Source organism: Corynebacterium sp. AOP40-9SA-29, assembly GCF_052377405.1.
Lineage (GTDB): Bacteria > Actinomycetota > Actinomycetes > Mycobacteriales > Mycobacteriaceae > Corynebacterium.
Genome location: NZ_JBQSWR010000002.1, coordinates 302,062 through 323,758, shown reverse-complemented (window position 1 = coordinate 323,758; position 21,697 = coordinate 302,062). Strand labels below are relative to the sequence as shown.

The 21,697-nt window shown below is 66.6% G+C and carries 18 protein-coding genes; 8 read left to right on the top strand and 10 right to left on the bottom strand.

All coding sequences use genetic code 11. The features are described from left to right. Positions 1-584: 584 nt before the first annotated feature. Positions 585-1,073, bottom strand: a complete 489-nt coding sequence (locus ACT3SZ_RS05995) for an Rv1476 family membrane protein (protein ID WP_444617444.1) — start codon at positions 1,071-1,073, stop codon at positions 585-587. Between the two features lie 338 nt (positions 1,074-1,411). Here ACT3SZ_RS05995 and acnA point away from each other — a divergent pair, with 338 nt between their 5' ends. From acnA to ACT3SZ_RS05970, 5 genes are all read left to right on the top strand, one after another. Beyond that, the gene (gene acnA / locus ACT3SZ_RS05990) at positions 1,412-4,213 is read left to right on the top strand and encodes an aconitate hydratase AcnA (RefSeq protein ID WP_444617442.1); all 2,802 of its coding nucleotides are present in this window, start codon (positions 1,412-1,414) and stop codon (positions 4,211-4,213) included. An 84-nt stretch (positions 4,214-4,297) separates the two neighbouring features. After that, entirely contained in the window at positions 4,298-4,879 is a 582-nt protein-coding gene (locus ACT3SZ_RS05985) for a helix-turn-helix domain-containing protein (RefSeq protein WP_444617440.1), read from the top strand. A 92-nt stretch (positions 4,880-4,971) separates the two neighbouring features. Then, positions 4,972-5,238: an ACT domain-containing protein gene (locus tag ACT3SZ_RS05980; protein WP_444617438.1), complete on the top strand. Its 267-nt coding sequence runs from the start codon at positions 4,972-4,974 to the stop codon at positions 5,236-5,238. A 14-nt stretch (positions 5,239-5,252) separates the two neighbouring features. Continuing rightward, a complete protein-coding gene (locus tag ACT3SZ_RS05975) occupies positions 5,253-6,623 on the top strand; it encodes a PFL family protein (protein ID WP_444617436.1) in 1,371 nt (456 codons plus the stop codon). A gap of 6 nt (positions 6,624-6,629) precedes the next feature. Then, positions 6,630-7,418, top strand: coding sequence for a hypothetical protein (locus ACT3SZ_RS05970; protein ID WP_444617434.1), 789 nt, complete (start codon positions 6,630-6,632; stop codon positions 7,416-7,418). A gap of 8 nt (positions 7,419-7,426) precedes the next feature. Here the strand turns inward: ACT3SZ_RS05970 and ACT3SZ_RS05965 are convergent, their stop codons facing one another. Further along, the gene (locus ACT3SZ_RS05965; protein WP_444617432.1) at positions 7,427-8,740 is read right to left on the bottom strand and encodes an alpha-hydroxy-acid oxidizing protein; all 1,314 of its coding nucleotides are present in this window, start codon (positions 8,738-8,740) and stop codon (positions 7,427-7,429) included. A 127-nt stretch (positions 8,741-8,867) separates the two neighbouring features. Between ACT3SZ_RS05965 and ACT3SZ_RS05960 the strand changes: the two genes are divergently transcribed. Beyond that, positions 8,868-10,022 (top strand): agmatine deiminase family protein, encoded by a 1,155-nt coding sequence (locus ACT3SZ_RS05960; RefSeq protein WP_444617665.1) that lies wholly within the window; start codon positions 8,868-8,870, stop codon positions 10,020-10,022. Between the two features lie 189 nt (positions 10,023-10,211). Here the strand turns inward: ACT3SZ_RS05960 and ACT3SZ_RS05955 are convergent, their stop codons facing one another. Next, a complete protein-coding gene (locus tag ACT3SZ_RS05955) occupies positions 10,212-11,840 on the bottom strand; it encodes an ABC-F family ATP-binding cassette domain-containing protein (protein ID WP_444617431.1) in 1,629 nt (542 codons plus the stop codon). Positions 11,841-12,305: 465 nt separating this feature from the next. On the opposite strand from ACT3SZ_RS05955, the gene ACT3SZ_RS05950 reads away from it, so the two are divergent. Continuing rightward, positions 12,306-13,439, top strand: coding sequence for a lycopene cyclase family protein (locus tag ACT3SZ_RS05950; protein ID WP_444617429.1), 1,134 nt, complete (start codon positions 12,306-12,308; stop codon positions 13,437-13,439). 2 nt (positions 13,440-13,441) lie between these two features. On the opposite strand, the gene ACT3SZ_RS05945 is transcribed toward ACT3SZ_RS05950, so the two are convergent. The 7 genes from ACT3SZ_RS05945 to ACT3SZ_RS05915 are packed head-to-tail and all read right to left on the bottom strand — an operon-like array spanning position 13,442 to position 19,778. Then, a complete protein-coding gene (locus ACT3SZ_RS05945; protein WP_301442671.1) occupies positions 13,442-13,867 on the bottom strand; it encodes a metal-sulfur cluster assembly factor in 426 nt (141 codons plus the stop codon). Between the two features lie 22 nt (positions 13,868-13,889). After that, positions 13,890-14,333 carry a Fe-S cluster assembly sulfur transfer protein SufU gene (gene sufU, locus ACT3SZ_RS05940; RefSeq protein WP_444617428.1) on the bottom strand — a complete coding sequence of 148 codons (444 nt, stop codon included), beginning with the start codon at positions 14,331-14,333 and terminating at the stop codon, positions 13,890-13,892. Then, positions 14,330-15,625, bottom strand: coding sequence for a cysteine desulfurase (locus tag ACT3SZ_RS05935; RefSeq protein WP_444617427.1), 1,296 nt, complete (start codon positions 15,623-15,625; stop codon positions 14,330-14,332). The genes sufU and ACT3SZ_RS05935 overlap by 4 nt, the downstream gene beginning before the upstream one ends. A 6-nt stretch (positions 15,626-15,631) precedes the next feature. After that, positions 15,632-16,396, bottom strand: a complete 765-nt coding sequence (gene sufC / locus ACT3SZ_RS05930) for a Fe-S cluster assembly ATPase SufC (RefSeq protein ID WP_444617425.1) — start codon at positions 16,394-16,396, stop codon at positions 15,632-15,634. A gap of 36 nt (positions 16,397-16,432) precedes the next feature. Further along, complete coding sequence (gene sufD / locus ACT3SZ_RS05925) at positions 16,433-17,635, bottom strand: Fe-S cluster assembly protein SufD (RefSeq protein ID WP_444617423.1); 1,203 nt, start codon at positions 17,633-17,635, stop codon at positions 16,433-16,435. A gap of 3 nt (positions 17,636-17,638) precedes the next feature. Continuing rightward, positions 17,639-19,105, bottom strand: a complete 1,467-nt coding sequence (gene sufB / locus ACT3SZ_RS05920) for a Fe-S cluster assembly protein SufB (RefSeq protein ID WP_444617422.1) — start codon at positions 19,103-19,105, stop codon at positions 17,639-17,641. A 1-nt stretch (position 19,106) separates the two neighbouring features. Continuing rightward, the gene (locus ACT3SZ_RS05915; protein WP_444617421.1) at positions 19,107-19,778 is read right to left on the bottom strand and encodes a helix-turn-helix transcriptional regulator; all 672 of its coding nucleotides are present in this window, start codon (positions 19,776-19,778) and stop codon (positions 19,107-19,109) included. Between the two features lie 190 nt (positions 19,779-19,968). On the opposite strand from ACT3SZ_RS05915, the gene mptB reads away from it, so the two are divergent. Beyond that, positions 19,969-21,690, top strand: coding sequence for a polyprenol phosphomannose-dependent alpha 1,6 mannosyltransferase MptB (gene mptB / locus ACT3SZ_RS05910; RefSeq protein ID WP_444617420.1), 1,722 nt, complete (start codon positions 19,969-19,971; stop codon positions 21,688-21,690). Positions 21,691-21,697 lie beyond the last annotated feature (7 nt).

Sequence of the window (21,697 nt, the reverse complement as noted above, 5' to 3'; positions counted from 1 at the left end):
CTTGCAATGGCGTACCGGTCATTACGGTCAAGTCGTCATTCTTGATGTCATCCTGTCTCGGCCACCTGTCCACCGCGCTTCCCCGCGAGGTGGTCCAGGGCCCGGGCCCAGGCTCCGCCGGCCCGGTTAGTCACCGACGGAAATGTCACGAACAGGTCTCGTTCCGATATCGGATCGTTACCAATTGACGACAACTGAACCGTAAGCCACTCGGGACCCATGCGAAACCCGAATCCCACTAACCACATAAGAATCAGCAGGCACACTTGTCACGCTGAATGCCTTGACCTGCGACCACGGGAGCCGCTTCCTTAATTGTGATCTTCGTCACAAACATAGCAACTTCGGCGTGTCTCATTGCAATGATCGTCCGAGGTCAACTCAAACTCTGAACCTTGACTTGAGCATAGACAAGCCATGTGCCTTGACTGGCGTATGTGCTCGGCTCTCCGCCCCTATTAATGATGTCTCACGCTAGCTTCTAGCTGTAGAACTGTTTGCGCGCCACCGGGGCGCTCTGCGGACCTTCCGGCGAGCGCTGTCGTCCGGTATTTCTGCCGAGTGCTTGCGCTCGGTATCTACGCTCAGCGGCGGTAGGTGATGCGGGCGAACGCGGCGGTGGCGGCGACGGCGAGCAGGATGCCCACGATGGCCAGCACGTAGATCCAGGAGAAGGCGGGCTCCGCCTCGTCGGCCGAATTGAGGAAGTCGGCAACTCCCTGGGGCCCCGTCGAACTGTGGAGCTCGCCCTGGTTCGACTCGATCTGATAGCGCGACATTACGTCGCTGACGACCTGAGTGTTGTTCGGGGCCTGGACGATGACCGTCGATGCTTCTGCGCCGTCCTCGGCGGAGTCCTCGCTGGAGTCTTTGACAGTCTGCGCCAGGTTGCGCAGTTGTGTGGACTGGAGCGCGTCGGTGTCGATGATCACGACTTCCACTCCGTCATCGGCGAGAGCCTGGTATCCGGCCAGGTCGGAGGAGGGGGGCTCCTCCCCCGCTTGCGAGGTTGAGTAGCCGGTCTCGGCGATGTCGTCGAGGACCGCCTGCAGGTCGACGTTCTCGAAGTCCACGGCGTGCTCATTTCGCTGGAGGCTGGGCGGGTTGGTTATCTGACTGTATAGATTTCTAGCATCCAACACCGCCGTCTGGGGGTGTCGACACGCGGGGTTTGGACGCATAAATCTCTACGTCCTGCGGTTATGTAGCATTACGGTCGTACTGTTATAGTAGTTCCGACGGAATCCGCGACAACTGCTGACACAATAGTGGTAGTCCGCGACGGCACCATCGTGCCCGGTGCCGGGGACCAGGTCCAGACGAGGTCCATGAGGTCCGCGCCGCGGGATGACGTCAGACGAACGTCAACACAACTGACGACGATAACGAGAAGAGATTCAGGAGTACTGCCGTGACTGACAGCAAGAATTCTTTTGGAGCAGAGGGGACTCTGGAGGTCGGTGACCGGTCCTACACGATGTACCGCCTGAGCGCGGTCCCGGGTATGGAGAAGCTGCCCTACTCGCTGAAGGTCCTCGGAGAGAACCTTCTCCGCAACGAGGACGGCGCGAACGTCACCCCCGAGCACATCCAGGCCATCGCCAACTGGGACCCGTCCGCCGACCCGAGCATCGAGATCCAGTTCACCCCGGCACGTGTGGTCATGCAGGACTTCACCGGTGTGGCCTGCGTGGTCGACCTCGCCACCATCCGCGACGCGGTCGTGGCCCTCGGCGGCGACGCTGACCAGGTCAACCCGCTGAACCCGGCTGAGATGGTCATCGACCACTCGGTCATCATCGAGGCGTTCGGTGACGAGAACGCCCTCGAGCAGAACGTGGCCATCGAGTACCAGCGCAATGAAGAGCGTTACAAGCTCCTGCGTTGGGCCACCGGTGCCTTCGACAACTTCCGCGTTGTGCCCCCCGGAACCGGCATCGTCCACCAGGTCAACATCGAGTACCTGGCCCGGTCGATCTTCGACAAGGACGGCATGGCCTACCCCGACACCTGTGTCGGTACCGACTCTCACACCACGATGGAGAACGGCCTGGGCATCCTGGGCTGGGGCGTTGGCGGCATTGAGGCCGAGGCTGCAATGCTCGGTCAGCCGATCTCCATGCTTATCCCCCGCGTCGTCGGCTTCAAGCTCTCCGGTGAGATCCCCGTGGGCGTCACCGCCACCGACGTGGTGCTGACCATCACCGACATGCTGCGCCAGCACGGCGTGGTCGGCAAGTTCGTCGAGTTCTACGGCAAGGGTGTCGCCGAGCTGCCGCTCGCCAACCGTGCCACCATCGGCAACATGTCCCCGGAGTTCGGCTCCACCGCCGCGATGTTCCCCATCGACAAGGAGACCGTCGACTACCTGGCTCTGACCGGTCGCGACCAGGAGACCCTGGACCGCGTCGAGGCTTACGCCAAGGAGCAGGGCATGTGGCTCGACCCGGAGAACGACGCCGAGTACTCCGAGTACCTCGAGCTCGACCTCTCCACCGTCGTGCCCTCCATCGCCGGCCCGAAGCGTCCCCAGGACCGCATCGAGCTCTCCGACTCCAAGGCACAGTTCCGCAAGGACCTGCACAACTACGCCGATAGCAACTCCGGCAACGCTGACGCTCAGAACTTCGTCGCCGAGGGTGGCAACGTCGGGGGCCACACCGGCAACCCGACCACCGCCGCGGACGCCAAGGGCAACCTGCCGTCCGCCGCCACCGGCAACGAGGGTCGTCCGTCCAACCCGATCGAGATCAACTACGACGGCAAGGACATGGTCCTGGACCACGGCATGGTCGGCATCGCGTCGATCACGTCCTGCACCAACACCTCGAACCCCTCCGTCATGGTCGGTGCCGGCCTGCTGGCCCGCAAGGCTGCGGCGCTCGGCCTGCACTCCGCACCGTGGGTCAAGACCTCCATCGCCCCCGGCTCCCAGGTCGTCACCGGCTACTTCGAGAAGGCCGACCTGTGGAAGGACCTCGAGGCCATGGGCTTCTACCTCGTGGGTTACGGCTGCACCACCTGCATCGGTAACTCCGGTCCCCTGCCGGAGGCTATCTCCGAGGGCATCAACGAGGCCGACCTCGCGGCTACCGCCGTGCTGTCCGGTAACCGTAACTTCGAGGGACGTATCTCCCCCGACATCAAGATGAACTACCTGGCGTCCCCGATCCTCGTGATCGCCTACGCCATCGCCGGCACCATGGACTTCGACTTCGAGACCCAGCCGCTGGGCCAGGACAACGACGGCAACGACGTCTTCCTGCGCGACATCTGGCCGGCCACCGAGGAGATCGAGTCGGTCATCAAGTCCTCGATCACCAAGGAGCTCTACTCCGAGGACTACGCGGACGTCTTCAAGGGCGACGAGCGCTGGCAGTCCCTGCCCGTGCCGGAGGGTAAGACCTTCGCCTGGGACGACGCCTCCTCGTACATCCGCAAGGCACCGTACTTCGAGGGCATGGAGCCCACTCCGGCCCCCGTCTCCGACGTCAGCGGCGCACGCGTCCTGGCCCTGCTGGGCGACTCGGTCACCACCGACCACATCTCCCCGGCGTCCTCCATCAAGCCCGGCACCCCGGCAGCCCAGTACCTGGACTCCAAGGGTGTCGAGCGCAAGGACTACAACTCGCTGGGTGCCCGTCGTGGTAACCACGAGGTCATGGTCCGCGGTACCTTCGCCAACATCCGTCTGCAGAACCAGCTGCTGGACGGCGTGACCGGCGGCTACACCCGCGACTTCACCCAGGAGGGTGGCCCGCAGTCGTTCATCTACGACGCCTCCGTCAACTACCGCGAGCAGGAGACCCCGCTGGTCGTCCTCGGCGGCAAGGAGTACGGCACCGGTTCCTCGCGTGACTGGGCTGCCAAGGGCACCCTGCTGCTGGGCGTCAAGGCCGTCATCGCCGAGAGCTTCGAGCGCATCCACCGCTCCAACCTGGTCGGCATGGGAGTCATCCCGCTGCAGTTCCCGGAGGGCGAGTCCTGGAAGTCCCTGGGCCTGGACGGCACCGAGACCTTCGACCTGGCCGGCATCGAGGCACTGAACGAGGGCACCACCCCGGACAGCGTCCACGTCACCGCCACCAAGGAGGACGGCAACGTCATCGAGTTCGACGCGGTCACCCGCATCGACACCCCCGGTGAGGCTGCGTACTACCGCAACGGCGGCATCCTGCAGTTCGTCCTGCGCAACATGATGGAAAACAGCTAGTCCGACTAGTTTCGTAGTCCATTCCCGCCCGCCCCGCGGACTCCGTGAGGCGGGCGGACGTGTACCGGAGAGGGGTGCCCGTCCATGCCTAAGGTCAGTGAAACTGATCTCACCGAGCGGCGCACCGACATTCTCCGCGCAGCCAGGACCTGCTTCGTGACCTACGGTTACGACGGGGCGACGGTGTCACGACTGGAGAAGGAAACCGGGAAGTCCCGGGGAGCCATCTTCCACCACTTCCGCAACAAGGAGACCCTCTTCCGGGAGGTCGCCCACCGCGACATGGTGCGCATGACCGACCTCGCCGGCAACCGGGGAATGATCGGTCTGATCAGGTACCTCCTGGAGGACCCCGAACTCGCCGAGTGGTGGGGCCTGCGGGTGGAGATCACCCGACGGATCCGGCTCGACGACGAACTCCGGGGCGTGTGGGAGGCCGACCAGAACGCGCTGCGAGGGGCGGTCACCGAACGCCTCGAGGAGCAGCGCGACTCAGGCCGACTGCGCACCGATATCTCCACGGCCACCACGCTGCAACTCCTGGAGCTCGTGCTGGAGGGCGTTATGGCGCACCTGGTGTCCGATCGTGAGAGCGGGCTCCTCCCGGAGGCGCTCGACATCGTTGAGCAGTCCCTGCGTTCTGCGGAGGTCCGCGACAGCGCGTGAGTGTGCGTGCGTGAATGCGTGTGAAGCACCCACCGGCCAGGCCCCTGGCCCGGTGGGTGCTTCGTCGCGTCCGGCAAGTAGCATGGTGTCTCATGATCGCGATCATGACCGTTACCGGGCGAGACCACACCGGAATCATCGCAGCCGTGTCTACCGCATGTGCTGACCTGCAGATCAATATCCGCAACGTCTCCCAGACCATCATGGACGACTGGTTCACGATGATCCTGCACGTCGAACTCCCCGAGGACCTGTCGGTCACCGAGGTCAATGCGCGGATGAGCGAAGTGGAAGAGCGGGAGAAGCTGGTCATCACCATCCAGTCCCAGGCCATCTTCGACGCGATGCACGAGATCTGAGGTTCCGGGACACCATGACTGCATTCCTGCCCTCGTCCTCGATCCTCGAGACCATCGAGATGATCCAGCGCTACCGTCTGGACATCCGCACGGTGACCATGGGGATCAACCTCCTGCCCGCCGTCCGGGCGACTCCTGAGGCCACCTGTGAGGCGGTCTACGACCTGGTGACCTCGCGTGCCGAGCACCTCGTCCCGGTGTGCTCCGGCATCGAGGAGGAGCTCGGCATCCCGATCGTGAACAAGCGCATCTCGGTCACCCCGGTGGCCCTGGTGTCCTCCGCGGTGCCCGGCTGCGACCCGGTCGACATCGCCCGCGCGCTTGACCGTGCCGCGGTCGCCGTAGGCGTGAACTTCATCGGCGGCTACTCCGCGCTCGTGGAGAAGGGCGGTTCCGCCGGCGACAAGCGTCTGATCCGTTCCATCCCGGAGGCGCTGAGCGAGACGGACGTCGTCTGCTCCTCGGTCAACATCGCGTCCTCCCGCGCGGGTATCAACATGAACGCCGTGGCTGAGATGGGCCAGGTCGTCAAGGACTGCGCCGAGGCCACCGCCGACCGCAGTTCGATCGCCTGTGCCAAGCTCGTCGTCTTCGCCAACTCGGTCGGCGACAACCCCTTCATGGCCGGTGCCTTCCACGGCATCGAGGAGCCGGACTGCGTGATCAGCGTCGGCGTCTCCGGCCCCGGCGTCGTGGACCGCGCAGTCGCCGCCCTGGGCCCGGAGGCCCGGCTCGACGAGATCGCCGAGGAGATCAAGCGCGCGGCGTTCAAGGTCACCCGCACCGGCCAGCTCGTGGGCACCATGGCAGCGGAGCGTCTGGGCGTGCCCTTCGGCATCGTGGACCTCTCGCTGGCCCCGACGGCCGACATCGGCGACTCCGTGGCCCACATCCTGGAGCACATGGGCCTGGGGCAGGTCGGCGGGCACGGCACCACCGCCGCACTCGCCCTGCTCAATGACGCGGTGAAGAAGGGTGGCATGATGGCCTGCTCGCGCGTTGGCGGGCTCTCCGGCTCCTTCATCCCGGTCTCCGAGGACGCCGGCATGATCGACGCGGTACGGGCCGGAAACCTGACCATCGAGAAGCTCGAGGCGATGACCGCGATCTGCTCGGTGGGTCTGGACATGATCGCCATCCCGGGCGACACCCCGGCGTCCTCCATCGCCGGCATGATCGCCGACGAGGCGGCTATCGGCGTGATGAACCACAAGACCACCGCCGTGCGCGTTGTGCCTGCCGTGGGCTGTGAGCCCGGCGACGACGTCGATTTCGGCGGCCTGCTGGGCCACGCGCCCGTCATGCCCGTCAGTACGGTGGACGCCTCGGAGTTCATCTCCCGCGGCGGCTACATCCCCGCCCCCGTCCACGGCTTCCGTAACTGAGAGGCGGTGCCAGTCGACGTGCCCCGGATCTTCACCCACGCGCGTAGCGCCACGACCATCGCCGACCCCGACGGGCTCGTCGAGGACGGCTACAGCGCAGGACGCTTCGACGCCGCCTGCCCCTTCCCGTCCGATGACGAGGCGGTGACCGACGCGCTGTCGGCCAACGGCACGATGCCGGTCGCCGGCGCCCGCCTGTTCGGTCTGGCGACCGCCCAGCTGGTGCTGGTGGCCTGTGCGGTGGCGGTGGTCCTGGTGGGCGTGCTGCTGCTCGGCGCCGGCTCGGTCTCGGGCACGGGCGTAGGCATCGTGCTGATCCTGCTGGGTGCTGGACTGGCGGGACTGTCGCTGATCACCGCGCGCAGCCGTCGGCGTCGCCTACTCGCGCTGGCCGCGGCATGGCGCAATGGCTGGCTGCGTTTCGCCCCGGCCCGTGTCGGCGCAGTGTGGGTCGACCGTCTGGTCACGCACGGGCGGGCGAACAGCCAGGGTGCGAACCAGGACAACCGCTACTGGTTCCGGGCGCTCGTGGAGGTCCACCCCACCGACGGCTCACCGGTCTTCACCGTGACCACCGCGCCCTTCCAGGCGCTCGCCGATCACGCCGGCACGCCGCACGACCTGGTCAGCGCGCCGAACCCGGTGGACGTCTTCGAGCCGGAGTACTCCAACGGCTGGACGGTGGTGCGTTACCTCGCCGGCGACCATGAGATCGCCAGCGCTTCTGCCACGATCACCACGAACCTCTCGCTGAACCAGATCGGCGCCGCATTGCGCGCCGCCGGGGTGCGCTGAGCGCGCTTCTAGGCGCGCCGCAGCTCCAGCTCGCGTAGCCCCGCGACATCGCGGGCTCCGGTGAGAGCCATCGTCAGGTCGAGGTCGGCGAGTACGTTGTCGATGACCTCCTGCACGCCGCGCTGTCCCGCCACCGCGAGCCCGTAGAGGTGGGGACGGCCCAGTAGGACGGCGTCCGCCCCCAGGGCCAGTGCCACGGCCACGTCGCGTCCCGTGCGTACCCCGGAGTCGAGCAGGACGGTGCGGTCGTCGCCAATCCGTTCGCGGATCTCCACGAGTGCATCCAGGGAGGCGATGGAACCGTCGACCTGGCGTCCCCCGTGATTGGAGACCACGATGGCGTCCGCACCGACCTCGAAGGCACGCTCGGCATCATCGGGGTGCAGGATGCCTTTGAAGACCACCGGCAACGACGTGCGGTCCCTCAGCGTCGCCAGCAGGTCCCAGTCCAGCCCTGGGTTGGAGTAGACGTCGAGGAAGGTCTCCACCGCCGCACGAGGCTCCGGCGCGATGAGATTGCGCAGCGTGGAGCCCGGGTGGTGGCGTGCAATGGACAGCAGGGACGCCGCGGCGGCCGGGGTGACGCGCACCCCGCCCGTCCCGCCGGCCAGTCCGCGGTCGAGCCGGTCGCGCACGATGCGCAGGAAGCGGCTGTCCGAGGTGTATTGGCTGATGCCCATCCCGCGGGAAAACGGCAAGGAGCCCAGGTTCAGGTCCCGCGGACGCCAGCCGAGCACCGTGGTGTCGAGGGTGACCACCAGTGCACCGGCGCCGCTGGCCTCTGCGCGGGCGATGAGACTGTCGACAAGGTCCTCATCCGTCGACCAGTACAGCTGGAACCAGTGTCCAGGTATGTCACTTGACGTAGTAGAGGATTTCCACGCAGCGGCGGTGTCCTCCAGCGGGGAGGATCCCTGGTTGCTGACCACGTACGGGACGCCCGCGGCACCGGCGGCGCGGGCAACGCGCAGGTCGGCGTCTCGGTGGACGAGCGCGCCGGCGCCCACCGGCGCCAGCAGCAACGGCGAGGCGTGCGTCCTGCCGAACAAGGTCGTTGACAAGTCGCGTTCCTTGACCCCGTGAGCCATGCGTGGCACGATCCGGTACCTGTCGAATGCCTGCCGGTTGTTGACCGCGGTGCGGTTCTCCCCCGCTCCTCCGTTCACGTACGCCCACGCCCTGCGCGACATCCGACGGCGCGCAGCGCGCTCCAACTCCGCCGCATCCGTCGGAACCCGTGGACGCAGGCCGGCGACGCCTGCTCGGTAGATGCTGTCCTGTCGGGCGCGCCCAGGGCCCTGGGTGTTGTCCGTGATCCTCATTCCGCGATGGTATCGGCTACGAAAGCTGCTGTGGTCGGTTTCGGGCGTATTCGGTCCTGTCCGTGCCTCGCGCTAGGCTTATGCAGGTCAGTACCCTGACGACATCCTTCGACCCAAAGGAACACGCATCGTGCGCCGCCGGATCTTCCTCCAGTCCTCGATCACCGCGCTTGGAGGTGCTCTCCTCGCCTCGTGCGGGCTGGGATCCTCTGACTCTTCTGGATCCTCTGACTCCTCCGATTCCTCGAGTGTCGTCGACCCGGACGACACGCGCCTCTGGCTCATGCCCGACGAGGGCGACCGCCACGCCCGCACGTGGATGGCCTTCGTCGCCGAGAAGGACATCTGGGGCCGGGACCTCGCCTCCGGGGTGAAGCGCGACCTGGCAGGCATCGCCACCGCCATCGCCGCCTTCGAACCCGTCTCCCTGCTCGTGCCCGAGCACGAGATGGACCTGGCCCGCGAACTCACCGGATCGGCAAACGTGGACCTGGTCGCCTGCGAGCTGGATGACCTCTGGGTCCGCGACACCGGTCCGGTCTTCGTGCGCCCGGTCGACGGTGGAGAAGTCAGCGCTGGAGTGGACTTCAACTTCAACGGCTGGGGCGACAAGCAGGAGCACCGCGGCGACCGTGAGGTTGCCGGCTTCGTCACCGGTGAGGCCGGGGTGGAGCATCTGCGCACCGACCTCGTCCTGGAGGGTGGCGCACTGGAGGTCGACGGTGAAGGTACCGCAATCATCACCGAGAGTTGCGTGCTCAACGACAACCGCAACCCCGGCTGGTCCAAACAGGATGTCGAGGAGGAGCTCGAGCGACTGCTCGGCGTGACCACCGTCATCTGGCTGCCCGGTATTGCCGGCATGGACATCACCGACGGGCACACCGACTTCTACGCCCGTTTTGCCCGCCCTGGCGTCGTCGTGGCCGGCCTGGAGACCGACCCGGATTCCTTCGACTACGACGTGACGCGCACCCACCTGGACATTCTGCGCGGGGCGACGGATGCTGCCGGACGCGAACTGCAGGTCGAGGTGCTGGAGAGCCCGTCGAGCGTGCGGGAGGAGTACGACAGCGAGGACTTCGCCGCCGGCTACATCAACTTCTACCTGTGCAATGGTGCCGTTATCGTGCCGGAGTTCGGCGCCGAGGACACCGACACCGCCGCACGCGACTTGCTGCGTCGGCTGTTCCCGGAGCGCGAGGTCGTCCAGCTCAACATCGACGCGATCGCCGCCGGTGGCGGCGGCATCCACTGCGCCACACAACAGCAGCCCGCCTGAGGCGGCGCTGGCGGGGCTTCGGGGGTGCTCTGAAGACACCAATGTCACCTGAGTCATGCCCCAGGGCAGAAAACGGGCAAAATACGCCCTGGGGCATGACTCAGGTGACATCAGCCCATCCAGGGAGGGATGGCTGCGGGATCAGGGGATGGTGCTGATCATGGGAAACCCGGCCTATCTGGGGTTTAGCTAGGCCAGCTCGACGATATCCATGTAGGCATCCGACCAGAGATCCTCGTCGCCGTCGGGCAGCACGATCACGCGCTCCGGCTCCAGGGCACGCACCGCGCCCGGGTCGTGGGTGACCAGGATGACCGCGCCGGTGTAGGTACGCAGCGCGTTGAGCACCTGCTCGCGGGACTGCGGATCGAGGTTGTTTGTCGGCTCGTCGAGCAGCAGCACGTTCGCCCGCGAGCTGACCAGCGTGGCCAGGGCCAGGCGAGTCTTCTCACCACCGGAGAGCGTGCCGGCCGGCTGGTTGAGCTGCTCGCCGGAGAACATGAACGCGCCGAGCAGGCCACGCAGGTCCTGCTCGCCGGCTTCCGGGCAGGCGCTGATGGCGTTGTCCCACACGCTGGCGTCCGGGTCGATGGTGTCGTGCTCCTGGGCGAAGTAACCAACCTTCAGCCCGTAGCCGGACACGATGCCGCCCTCGCCGTCGGTGCGCTCCACCCCGGCCAACAGCTTGAGCAGAGTCGTCTTGCCGGCACCGTTGAAGCCGAGGACGACCACGCGTGAACCGCGGTCCACCGCCAGGTCCACGCCGGCGAAGACCTCCAGGGAGCCGTACATCTTGGTCAGACCCGTGGCGTTCATCGGGGTCTTGCCGCAGGGTGCGGGCTCGGGGAAGGAGATGCTGGCGTACTTGTCGTCCTGACGGACGTCGTCGAGGTCGTCGATCATCCGGTCGGCACGGGCGATCATCTGCTTGGCTGCGGCAGCCTTGGTGGCCTTGGCGCCCAGCTTTGCGGCCTGCTGGCGCAGTGCACCGGCCTTCTTCTCGGCGTTGGCTTTCTCGCGGCGACGACGTGCCTCGTCGGTGGCGCGGGCGTCGAGGTACTTCTTCCACGTCATGTTGTAGACGTCGGCCTCGCCGCGCACGGCGTCGAGGAACCAGACCTTGTTGACCACCGCGGCCAGTAGGTCCACATCGTGGGAGATCATGACCAGTCCACCCTCGTGGCGCTGCAGGAAGTCGCGCAGCCAGGTGATGGAGTCGGCGTCGAGGTGGTTGGTGGGCTCGTCGAGCAGCAGTGTGGTCGCCGAACGTCCGGAGCCGGACGTTGCAGCGAAAAGGATCTGCGCCAGTTCCACGCGGCGGCGCTGACCGCCGGAGAGGGTCCGGAGCTGCTGGTCGAGCACGCGCTGCGGCAGGCCGAGGCCATCACAGATCCGGGCGGCCTCGGAGTCGGCTTCGTAGCCGCCGAGTGCGGAGTAGCGTTCCTCCAACCGGCTGTACTTGAGGATCGCGGCGTCGCGCTGGGAGTCGGTGCCGCTCTCCATCAGTTCCTGCTGACGGTCCATCGAGGAACGCAGTTCGTCCAGCCCGCGTGCAGAAAGCACCCGGTCGCGGGCAGACTGGTTGATGTCGCCCTCCTTGGAGTCCTGCGGGAGGTAGCCGATCTCGCCGGCACGGGTCACCGTGCCGCCGTAGGGCTCACCTTCACCGGCGAGGATGCGCATCGACGTCGTCTTTCCGGCACCGTTGCGGCCGACGAGGCCGACCCGGTCTCCGGGCTGCACACGAAGCTGTTGGCCTGGCGCGTTGAGAAGGGTGCGGGCCCCCACGCGCACCTCGAGGTCTTGAGTAACAATCACAACGGCATATCCTAACACCGCGGGTCAGCAGTTGTGGAGGTGGGCACCGCGCTCTCCTTCTCCCCCCGAGAGGAGAGAGCCGCGTCGGTCCTCAAGGATTGAGGGCCGAGGGCGTCCCACCCGCCACTTCCGCTGAATCTTCCGGCGAACGGGATGACCCCAGACGTCCGGTCCGTTCGGCCGGGGCCTGTTGGACAGATATCAATATAAACTTTTAAGTCCTGTTTGAATAGTGTTTCGTGAATGGTACTTACTTACCGGCTTAACGTCGGGGGTAGAATCCCGATCATCCCACATGGCGGCTCCCGCGCCCGTTGACCTGCATCCCTCCTAGTGAGCATAACTATTGTTCATGTCAGGGGAGGCTGTGCGAAGGTCGAAAGCGCGGGGGTGGTCCCCGGTGGCCCCCGTCCATGTCGCCCAACCCAGTGAACCGATCCAGTTCAGCCAGTTCAGGAGGTCCCCGTGCACATCGCCGTCCTCGGTCTCGGCCCCGCCGGTGCCCTACTCGCCCACCGAGCGGCAAGCCTGGGCTGGACCGTCGACGGTTATGACCCCGCCTGCGGAACCGGGACGGACGCGTGCGCGACGCTGCCGAAGTGGCGCAATACCTACGGCCTGTTCCTGGAGGACCTCCCGGTGTGGGCCCGCGAGATCCTTGCGTTTTCGGCGGTCGTGCCGGAGCCGCAGGTGCACACCGCGCGTGAGCGTCGGCTGCGTGGGCGCACCTACGCGATGGTCGACTGCGACGCCACCACGCAGCGCCTGCATCACCCGAACCTCCGCCTGCACCGACGCAAGGTGGACGCCCCGGATCCCCGCGCGCTGGGTGTCGACATGGTCGTGGATTGCCGAGGCGTGGTCGACCGCCCTGGGGCCATCAGGCAGGTGGCTTACGGGGTGGTGGTCCCCGGGATGCAGGACGCGCAGGACGCACCGTCGGTGTTCATGGACTGGCGTCCTGCGTCCGTCACGGCCGTCCCGGGGGCGCAGGACGCCGGGCCGCCGAGTTTCCTCTACGTCCAGCCCGTCGCCGGCGGCACCCTGTACGAGGAAACAGTCCTGGTGACTCGGGCACATACACGGGAGACGCTGGAGGTGCTGCAACGGCGCCTAAAAGAACGCCTGGGAGAAACCCACACAGCCACAGCCACAGAGACCGTGCACTTCCCCACCGACCGGCGCGTCCGCGGCTGGTACACCGGGGTGCGCGACGGGGTCGCCGTGTTCGGTGCGGCCGGCGGGCTGACCCACCCGGCCACCGGCTACTCCGTCGCGGCCTCAGCAGCCACGGTCGACCGCATGCTGCACCTGCTCAGCCACGGTGCACTCCCCCGGCGTGAACGCCTAACGGCCGCGTGTGCCTACCGGCTGCGGGCCTTCGGCGCCGAACTCCTCGTCCTCGCCGATGCCCCCACGCTGCGCAGCTTCTTCGATGCCTTTTTCGAGCTCCCCACCCACCGGCAGACGTCCTACCTCGCCGGGCAGGACGCAGGACGCGTCGCGCTGGCGATGCTCGCCCTGGCGCGCCACCCCCGCCGCGTCCTGCCGTTTCTGCGCAACACCCCCGCCGCGCTGCGGCGGCTGGTTAGACGCTGAGGTTAGACGCTGAAGCCGAGGTAGCGCAGCTGCTCACGGCCGTCGGCGTTGATCATGTGCGGGCCCCACGGCGGCGACCAGACCCAGTTGATGCGTAGGGCGGAGACCTTCTCGATCCCGTCGACCACGGCGGTGTTCGCCTGGTCTTCCAGCATGTCGGTCAGCGGACACGCCGGCGAGGTCAGGGTCATGTTGATGACAGCCTCGGTGCCGACGTCGGTGTGCTCGACCCACACCTGGTAGACCAGCCCGAGGTCCACGACGTTGATCCCTAGCTCGGGGTCGATGACGTCGAGCATCGCCTCCTCGATCTGGTCGGAGAGCATCACGTCCTCCTGCGGGATGTCCTTCGGAGGCTCCGGGACGGCGTCCAGCGGGTTCGGGTCCATCTGCGGGGAGGTGGGTTCGGTGGTGGTGTCGTCACTCATGGTGCGTCCTTACTACTCGTACTTACTTGTTGGTTGACTCGCTCGTGGCGGCCTCGAAGGCCTTCCAGCCGAGCAGTGCACATTTCACACGGGCGGGGTATTTGGAGACACCGGCGAAGGCCACGCCGTCGCCGATCACGTCCTCGTCACCCTCGACCGTGCCACGCGAGGTGACCATGGTCTCGAACTCCGCCAGCTTCGCCATCGCGTCCGGCACGCTGAGCCCGGTGAGCTCCTCGGCCATGACCGAGGTCGCCGCCTGACTGATTGAGCAGCCGGTCGCATCGTAGGAGATGTCGGCGACGGTGCCCAGATCTTCCGACAGGGTGACCCGCAGGGTCACTTCGTCGCCACACGAGGTGTTCACGTGGTGGACCTCGGCGTTGAAGGGGGCGCGCAGCCCCGCGTGCTGCGGGTGCTTGTAGTGGTCCAGGATGACCTCCTGGTACATCTGCTCCAGTTTCACTGCGGCTGCCTCACGTTCTCGTTCACGTTCTCTTCGCTGCCCTGGTCCTCCACCGTGCCGAAGAACCGCTGGGCGGTACGGATGGCGTCGACCAGGGCGTCGACCTCCGCGGTGGTGTTGTACAGGTAGAAGCTCGCCCGCGCGGTGGCCTGCACGCCGAGCGCGCGGTGCGCCGGCCACGCGCAGTGGTGGCCGACCCGGATGCACACGCCGTTATCGTCGAGCACCTGACCCAGGTCGTGCGGGTGGATCCCGTCGACGACGAAACTCACTGCCGAACCACGGTCCACGTTCTCGGCCGGCCCCACGATTCGCAGCCCCTCTACCGAGGACAACCGCTCCAGCGCGTAGCCGGTGATCGCATGCTCGTGGGCGGCGACGTTGTCCATGCCCACGTCCTGCAGGTACTGCACCGCCGCGCCCAGACCCACGACCTGCGAGGTCATCTGGGTACCGGCCTCGAAACGCTGCGGCACCTCGGCGAAGGTGGTCTTCTCCATGGTGACGATCTCGATCATCGAGCCGCCGGTGAGGAAGGGCGGCAGCGCCTCCAGCAGGTTCGCCTTGCCGTAGAGCACACCCACGCCGTTGGGCCCGAGCATCTTGTGCCCGGAGAACGCGGCGAAGTCCACGTCCAAGGCGTGGAAGTCCACCGGCATGTGCGGCACCGACTGGCAGGCGTCCAGCACCACCAGGGCGCCGACGGCGCGGGCGCGCCGCACGACCTCGTCGACGTCGAGCTGCGCACCGGTCACATTGGACTGGTGGGACAGGGCGACGACCTTCGTGCGCTCCGAGAGCTCGAGGCTGTCGAGGTCGATGCGCCCGTCGGCGGTCGCGGTGTACCAGCGCAACGTCGCGCCCGTGCGCTGGGCGAGTTCCTGCCACGGCACCAGGTTCGCGTGGTGCTCGAGCTCGGAGATCACGATCTCGTCGTCCGCGCCCACGCACAGGTCACCGGCACGCGGGTCGCCCAGGACGTAGGCGACCTCGTTGAGTGCCTCGGTGGCGTTCTTGGTGAACGCGATCTCGTTGCCTGCGGCACCGACGAAGGACGCCACGGCGTCGCGCGCGGACTCGTAGGAGTCCGTCGCCTCCTCGGCGATCTCGTAGGCGCCCCGGTGCACTGGTGCGTTGTGCTCGGTGAGGAAGGTCCGCTCGGCATCGAGGACCTGCAGCGGCCGCTGCGCGGTCGCACCGGAGTCCAGGTACACGAGTGGACGACCGTCCCGCACCGTGCGCGACAGGATCGGGAAGTCCGCCCTAATGGCGGCGGTGTCCAGTGGGGTCATTCGATATCAGGCCTTTGCGGTGAATCGCTCGTAGCCGTGCTCCTCAAGCTCCTGGGCGAGCTCGGGGCCGCCGGACTCCACGACACGGCCCTTGGCGAAGACGTGCACGAAGTCGGGCTTCACGTAGTTCAGGATGCGCTGGTAGTGGGTGATCATGATCAGGCCACCATCCTCACGCTCCTTGTAGCGGTTGATGCCCTCGGAGACGGTGCGCAGGGCGTCCACGTCGAGGCCGGAGTCGGTCTCGTCGAGGATGGCGAACTTCGGCTTGAGCAGGGAGAGCTGCAGGATCTCGTGGCGCTTCTTCTCGCCGCCGGAGAAACCCTCGTTGACCGAACGCTCGGAGAACGCCGGGTCGATCTCGAGCTCGTCCATGGCGGTGCGTGCTTCCTTGACCCACTGGCGCAGCTTCGGGGCCTCGCCGCGCACGGCGGTGGCCGAGGAGCGCAGGAAGTTGGCCATCGACACGCCGGGGACCTCGACCGGGTACTGCATCGCGAGGAAGAGGCCGGCGCGGGCGCGCTCGGAGACGTCCATGTCCAGCAGGTTCTCGCCGTCGAGCAGCACCTCGCCCTCGGTGATCTCGTAGCGCGGGTGACCGGCGATGGCGTAGGACAGCGTGGACTTGCCGGAGCCGTTCGGGCCCATGATGGCGTGAGTCTCGCCGGAGTTCACGGTGAGGTTGACACCGTGGAGGATCGGCTTCGGCTCCTCGTTCTCGTCCTGCGGGACGACCTGTGCGTGCAGGTTCTTGATTTCGAGAGTGCTCATTGTTCTTTCTAGTTCCTTACCGGGGTGTGGGGTGGATCAGAGGACCGTGTTGGCGAGTTCCTGCTCGACGACGTCCTCGAGGTTCTCGCGGACGCCGTCGACGGGGACGCGACGGATGACGTCGGTGAAGAAGCCGCGGATGATCAGGCGGCGGGCCTCGTGGTTCGGGATGCCGCGCGACATCAGGTAGAACATGTGCTCGTCGTCGAAGCGTCCGACGGTGGCGGCGTGGCCGGCACCGACGATCTCACCGGTCTGGATCTCCAGGTTCGGCACCGCATCGGCACGCGCACCCTCGGTGAGCACCAGGTTCTTGTTCGTCTCGTAGGTGTCCGTGCCGGTCGCTTCCGGACGGATCAGCACGTCACCGATCCACACGGTGCGGGCCTCGGACCCGTGGCGCCCGGTCTCGCCCTGCAGTGCGGACTTGTAGAGCACGTTGGAGCGGCAGTTCGGCTCGCTGTGGTCGACCAGCAGGCGCTGCTCGAAGTACTGGCCGGCGTCGGCGAAGGACACGCCCAGCAGCTCGGCGTCGCCGCCCGGGCCGGTGAACCGCACGTGCGGGACGGAGCGGACGACGTCGCCGCCGAAGGTCGCCACGGTGTGGCGCACCGTAGCGTCGCGTCCGACGAGGATGTGCGAGTTGGACAGGTGCACCGCGGTGCGGCCCCAGTCCTCCCACACCACGGTGGTCAGGTGGGCGCCGTCGCCGACGACGAACTCCAGGTTGTCGGAGTGCGCGCCTTCACCCTGGTACCGCAGCACCACGATGGCCTCGGCGTGGGGCTCGAGCTCGATGACGGTGGTGCCGTAGGTGGTCACCTCGTCGCCGGAACCGGTGACGGTCACGGTGACCGGCTCGGCCAGCACGGTGTCCTTGGCGACCAGCACGTGGTCGGCGACCGGGCTGTTGACCCAGGCCTCCGCCGCGGGGCGGTCGACCGGCAGGCCAGCGCGTCCGGTGCGCTCATCATCCATGGCGAGCTCGGAGTAGCTCACGCCAGCCTGGTCGCCGGTGTCCACCGAGATGTTCGTGCGGGCCGCCGGGGCAGCCTTGCCCGCGGAGGTGTCCTCCAGGCCGCGCAGACGACGCAGCGGGGTGAACCGCCAGTCCTCGTCCTTGCCGTGCGGCACGGGGAACGACGCCGGGTCGGCCGACTGGTAGCGGTCGCCCTTCGTCGGCATGCTGTTCGCCGGGGTAACGGCGTTGTCTTCAGGGGTGGTGACAGGAGTGGTCATCGGTTAACCCACGGATCCTTCCATCTGCAGTTCGATCAGTCGGTTGAGCTCCAGGGCGTACTCCATCGGGAGCTCCTTGGCGATGGGCTCGACGAAGCCGCGCACGATCATCGCCATCGCCTCGTCCTCCTCGAGCCCACGGCTCATGAGGTAGAACAGCTGGTCCTCGGACACCTGCGAGACCGTCGCCTCGTGACCGAGGGTCACGTGGTCATTGCGGATGTCGTTGTAGGGGTATGTGTCCGACCGCGAGATCGAGTCGACCAGCAAGGCGTCACACTCCACGTTCGCCTTGGAGTGGTGTGCCTCCTTGTTGATCTGCACCAGACCACGGTAGGCCGCACGGCCACCGGAGCGTGCCACCGACTTGGAGACGATATTGCTGGAGGTGTGCGGGGCCATGTGGACCATCTTCGCACCGGTGTCCTGCACCTGGTTCTCGCCGGCGAAGGCCACGGAGAGCACCTCACCCTTGGCGTACGGACCGGTCATCCACACTGCGGGGTACTTCATGGTGACCTTGGAACCGATGTTGCCATCGACCCACTCCATGGTGGCGCCCTCTTCGGCGCGGGTGCGCTTGGTGACCAGGTTGTAGACGTTGTTCGACCAGTTCTGGATGGTCGTGTAGCGGCAACGCCCGCCCTTCTTCACCACGATCTCCACGACCGCGGAGTGCAGGGAGTCCGACTTGTAGATCGGCGCGGTGCAACCCTCGACGTAGTGGACGTAGGCGTCCTCGTCGACGATGATCAGCGTGCGCTCGAACTGGCCCATGTTCTCGGTGTTGATCCGGAAGTAGGCCTGCAGCGGGATGTCGACGTGCACACCCTTGGGCACGTAGATGAACGAGCCACCGGACCACACGGCGGTGTTCAGCGCGGAGAACTTATTGTCACCGGCGGGGATCACGGTGCCGAAGTGCTCCTTGAACAGCTCCGGGTACTCCTTGAGTGCGGAGTCGGTGTCCAGGAAGATCACGCCCTGGCTCTCCAGGTCCTCACGGATCTGGTGGTAGACGACCTCGGACTCGTACTGCGCGGCCACACCGGCGACCAGACGCTGCTTCTCCGCCTCGGGGATACCCAGCTTGTCGTAGGTCTCCTTGATGTCGTCCGGCAGGTCCTCCCAGGTCTGGGCCTGCTTCTCCGTGGAACGCACGAAGTACTTGATGTTGTCGAAGTCGATTCCGCCGAGGTCCGCGCCCCAGGTCGGCATCGGCTTACGGTCGAAGGTGCTCAACGCCTTGAGTCGACGCTCGAGCATCCACTCGGGCTCGTTCTTCTTGGCGGAGATATCCCTTACGACGGCCTCGGACAGGCCACGCTCGGCCGCGGCACCCGCGGCGTCCGAGTCGTGCCAGCCGTAGCCGTAGGCACCGATCGAGTCGATGATCTCGTCATCGGTCTGGGGTGCGTTCTGGGGCGCGTTTTGGGGCTTGTTGTCAGGTAGTTGTGCAGCTTGAGTCATGTCAGCTCTCCTTCGTGGATGAAGGGTGGATTGTGGTCAGCGGGATGTGGGTCGTACATATTCCGTTGCCGTCGGCGATGGTCGCCAGGGGTTGGGTGTGGTGGCCGAGGAGTTCGGTGACCACCCGGTGCTCCGCCGCACAGAGTTCCGGGAACTCATGGGCGACATCCTGAATCGGACAGTGGTGGCGGCAGATCTGCACGCCGGTCGCCGCCTCGTTGACCGTCGCGGCATAGCCGCGGTCCGTCAACGCCTCGGCGATGCGTCCGGCGCGGTCCACGACGGCTCCGGGTTCGTCCCCAGATTCATCGTCTTCCACCGACCCGAACAGTTCCTGCATGCGCTGATCGGCAAACGCGGCGACCGCGTCGTCCCCTCCGGTCTCCCGGAGGGCCCGCAGGGCCAGGAGCGCGAGTGTGTCGTAATCATGGCCGAAACGTCCCCGTCCCGCGTCGGTCAGGCGATACTGCCTGGCCGGGCGACCTCGGGTCCGCCCAGTGGCGGATCGCGGGGCCTCCTCGGTCTCTGCGAGACCGTCCGAGACGATATTGTCCAGGTGCCGTCGGACACCGGCGGCGCTCAATCCGAGCGCGTCGCTGATGTCGGTGGCGCTGATCGGACCGTTCCGGAGGATCTGCGCCAGAACTTCGCGGCGGGTGTCCCGTTCGCTCATGAGCTGTTCCCTCCTCGACGACAGTTGTGACAGCGGGTCATGATTAGACAACACGAGTGTCGCTTAAATCATTCCCGTTGTCTAATAAGGACAGCCTGACCTGTTGTTTCTCCGCGCTACCGATAGGCCTATTTTCGCAACGACAGGGTGTCTGCCGCGGGTCGCGGCCCCCGACCCGTAGAATGCCGGTGTGACTCAGCCACCCGCCTCCGACAGCCCTGTGACCGACGACCCGGCGCAGGAGTCCCCGGAGCAGCAGGATGAGCGGCGGGAGCAGCTGCAGAAGCGGCAGGCAGGTGGCCGGGGCCTCCGGCGGATGGTCGGCCTGCTGCCGAATATCGGCACGGCCGGCTCGCGCAGTGCCACCCTGCACACGCCCAGCCCGGCGGCCCCCGTCCGGCGATTCACCGGCAGTGAACTGCTCCGGCTGCGTCTCGGCGTGTTCACCGGCATCATCGGCTCGGTACTGATCGGCATCGGCGGAGTCGGGGCCGGCGCGCTGCCCGTGGTCGGCAATACCCTGTGGTCGTTGCCGATCAGTGGTTTCCTCTCCCGCATGCTGCACACCACCACCGTGGCGGTGTTCGTGGGTATCAGCCTGCTCATCGTGGGCTGGCTGTTGCTCTGGCGCTACTGCGTACCGCGGCAGGACGCTGATGTGCCGCTGCTGCCGACGGCGTCGCTGGTGCGCATCGGCGTGCTGTGGGTGCTGCCGTTGCTGGCCACCGCACCGATGTTCACCCAGGACATCTACTCCTACCTGGCCCAGGGATCCATCGCCGCTCAAGGGATGGACCCTTACTCCGCCGGGCCGGTGGACCTGCTCGGCGTGGACAATGACCTGGCCCGCTCCGTGCCCTTTGAATGGTCGCACTCCCCTGCCCCCTACGGCCCGGTCGCGGTGGGCATGGCGGCGGTGATCTCCAAACTCACCGGCGATGTCATCGCCTTGGGCGTGATCGCCCACCGGCTGATCTCCGTGGTTGGGGTGTTCGTGGCGGCGTGGGCGGTGGTGCGTCTGGCACGCCGTTGCGGAGTGCACCCGCAGGCGGCCCTGTGGTTGGGCATCCTCAATCCGCTGGTCTACTTGCACCTGGTGGCCGGGGTGCACAACGAGGCAGTGATGATGGGTATGCTGCTCGCCGGCGTGGAATGCGGCCTGCGCGCCGTGGACGCTGGCCCCGTGCCGGCCGTGCGCCGGTGGCTGTGGGGGGCGTCCGGCATCGTGCTGATCAGTGCGGCAGGCATGGTCAAGGTCACCGCCTTTCTCGCCCTCGGCTTCGTCGGTGTGGCGCTGGCCCGCTACCTCGGGGGACGTTTCCGCGACCTCTTCGCCGCCGCGGCGATCTACGCCGTCGGCACGGGCGTGGTGGTTGCCGCCGTGTCGCTGTTCACCGGGCTCGGCTTCGGCTGGATCACGGTGCAGGGCGGGGCGACCGAGGTGATCAGCTGGATGTCGGTGACCACCGACATCGGCCTGCTCACCGCGAATACCGGCATGGGACTGGGGTTGGGCGATCACACCGACGCCGCCCTGTCCACCGCCCGGCTGATCGGGTTGATGATCGGCGGGTTCTGGGTGGTGCGCATGTTGTGGGCGTCCTTCCGCGGACGTGTGCACCCGGTCGGTGGACTCGGCGTGGCGACGTTCTTCCTCGTCGTCTTCTTCCCCGTCGTGCACCCCTGGTACGTGCTGTGGGCGGTGATGCCGCTGGCAGCGTGGGCCAACCGCGGCACATTCCGAGTGGCCGTGGTGGCCTATACGGCGATCCTTAGCTACTTCATTCTGCCGCGCGGGCTGAACCTGCCGCCGGCGACGGTGGCGGTGATGTACCTGATGTCGGCGCTGTTCTCGGTGGTGTTCATCGTGGTGGGCTGGCTGCTTTACCAACGCCGTCAGCGCAACGGATAGACTCTGG

Excerpts from the sequence above, each read along its gene's own strand:
- ACT3SZ_RS05965 (WP_444617432.1), bottom strand. The coding sequence starts at position 8,740 with ATGAGGATCACGGACAACACCCAGGGCCCTGGGCGCGCCCGACAGGAC.
- ACT3SZ_RS05915 (WP_444617421.1), bottom strand. The coding sequence starts at position 19,778 with ATGAGCGAACGGGACACCCGCCGCGAAGTTCTGGCGCAGATCCTCCGG.
- ACT3SZ_RS05980 (WP_444617438.1), top strand. The coding sequence starts at position 4,972 with ATGATCGCGATCATGACCGTTACCGGGCGAGACCACACCGGAATCATC.
- ACT3SZ_RS05935 (WP_444617427.1), bottom strand. The coding sequence starts at position 15,625 with ATGACCCCACTGGACACCGCCGCCATTAGGGCGGACTTCCCGATCCTG.
- ACT3SZ_RS05985 (WP_444617440.1), top strand. The coding sequence starts at position 4,298 with ATGCCTAAGGTCAGTGAAACTGATCTCACCGAGCGGCGCACCGACATT.
- ACT3SZ_RS05975 (WP_444617436.1), top strand. The coding sequence starts at position 5,253 with ATGACTGCATTCCTGCCCTCGTCCTCGATCCTCGAGACCATCGAGATG.
- sufB (WP_444617422.1), bottom strand. The coding sequence starts at position 19,105 with ATGACTCAAGCTGCACAACTACCTGACAACAAGCCCCAAAACGCGCCC.
- sufC (WP_444617425.1), bottom strand. The coding sequence starts at position 16,396 with ATGAGCACTCTCGAAATCAAGAACCTGCACGCACAGGTCGTCCCGCAG.
- sufD (WP_444617423.1), bottom strand. The coding sequence starts at position 17,635 with ATGACCACTCCTGTCACCACCCCTGAAGACAACGCCGTTACCCCGGCG.
- ACT3SZ_RS05945 (WP_301442671.1), bottom strand. The coding sequence starts at position 13,867 with ATGAGTGACGACACCACCACCGAACCCACCTCCCCGCAGATGGACCCG.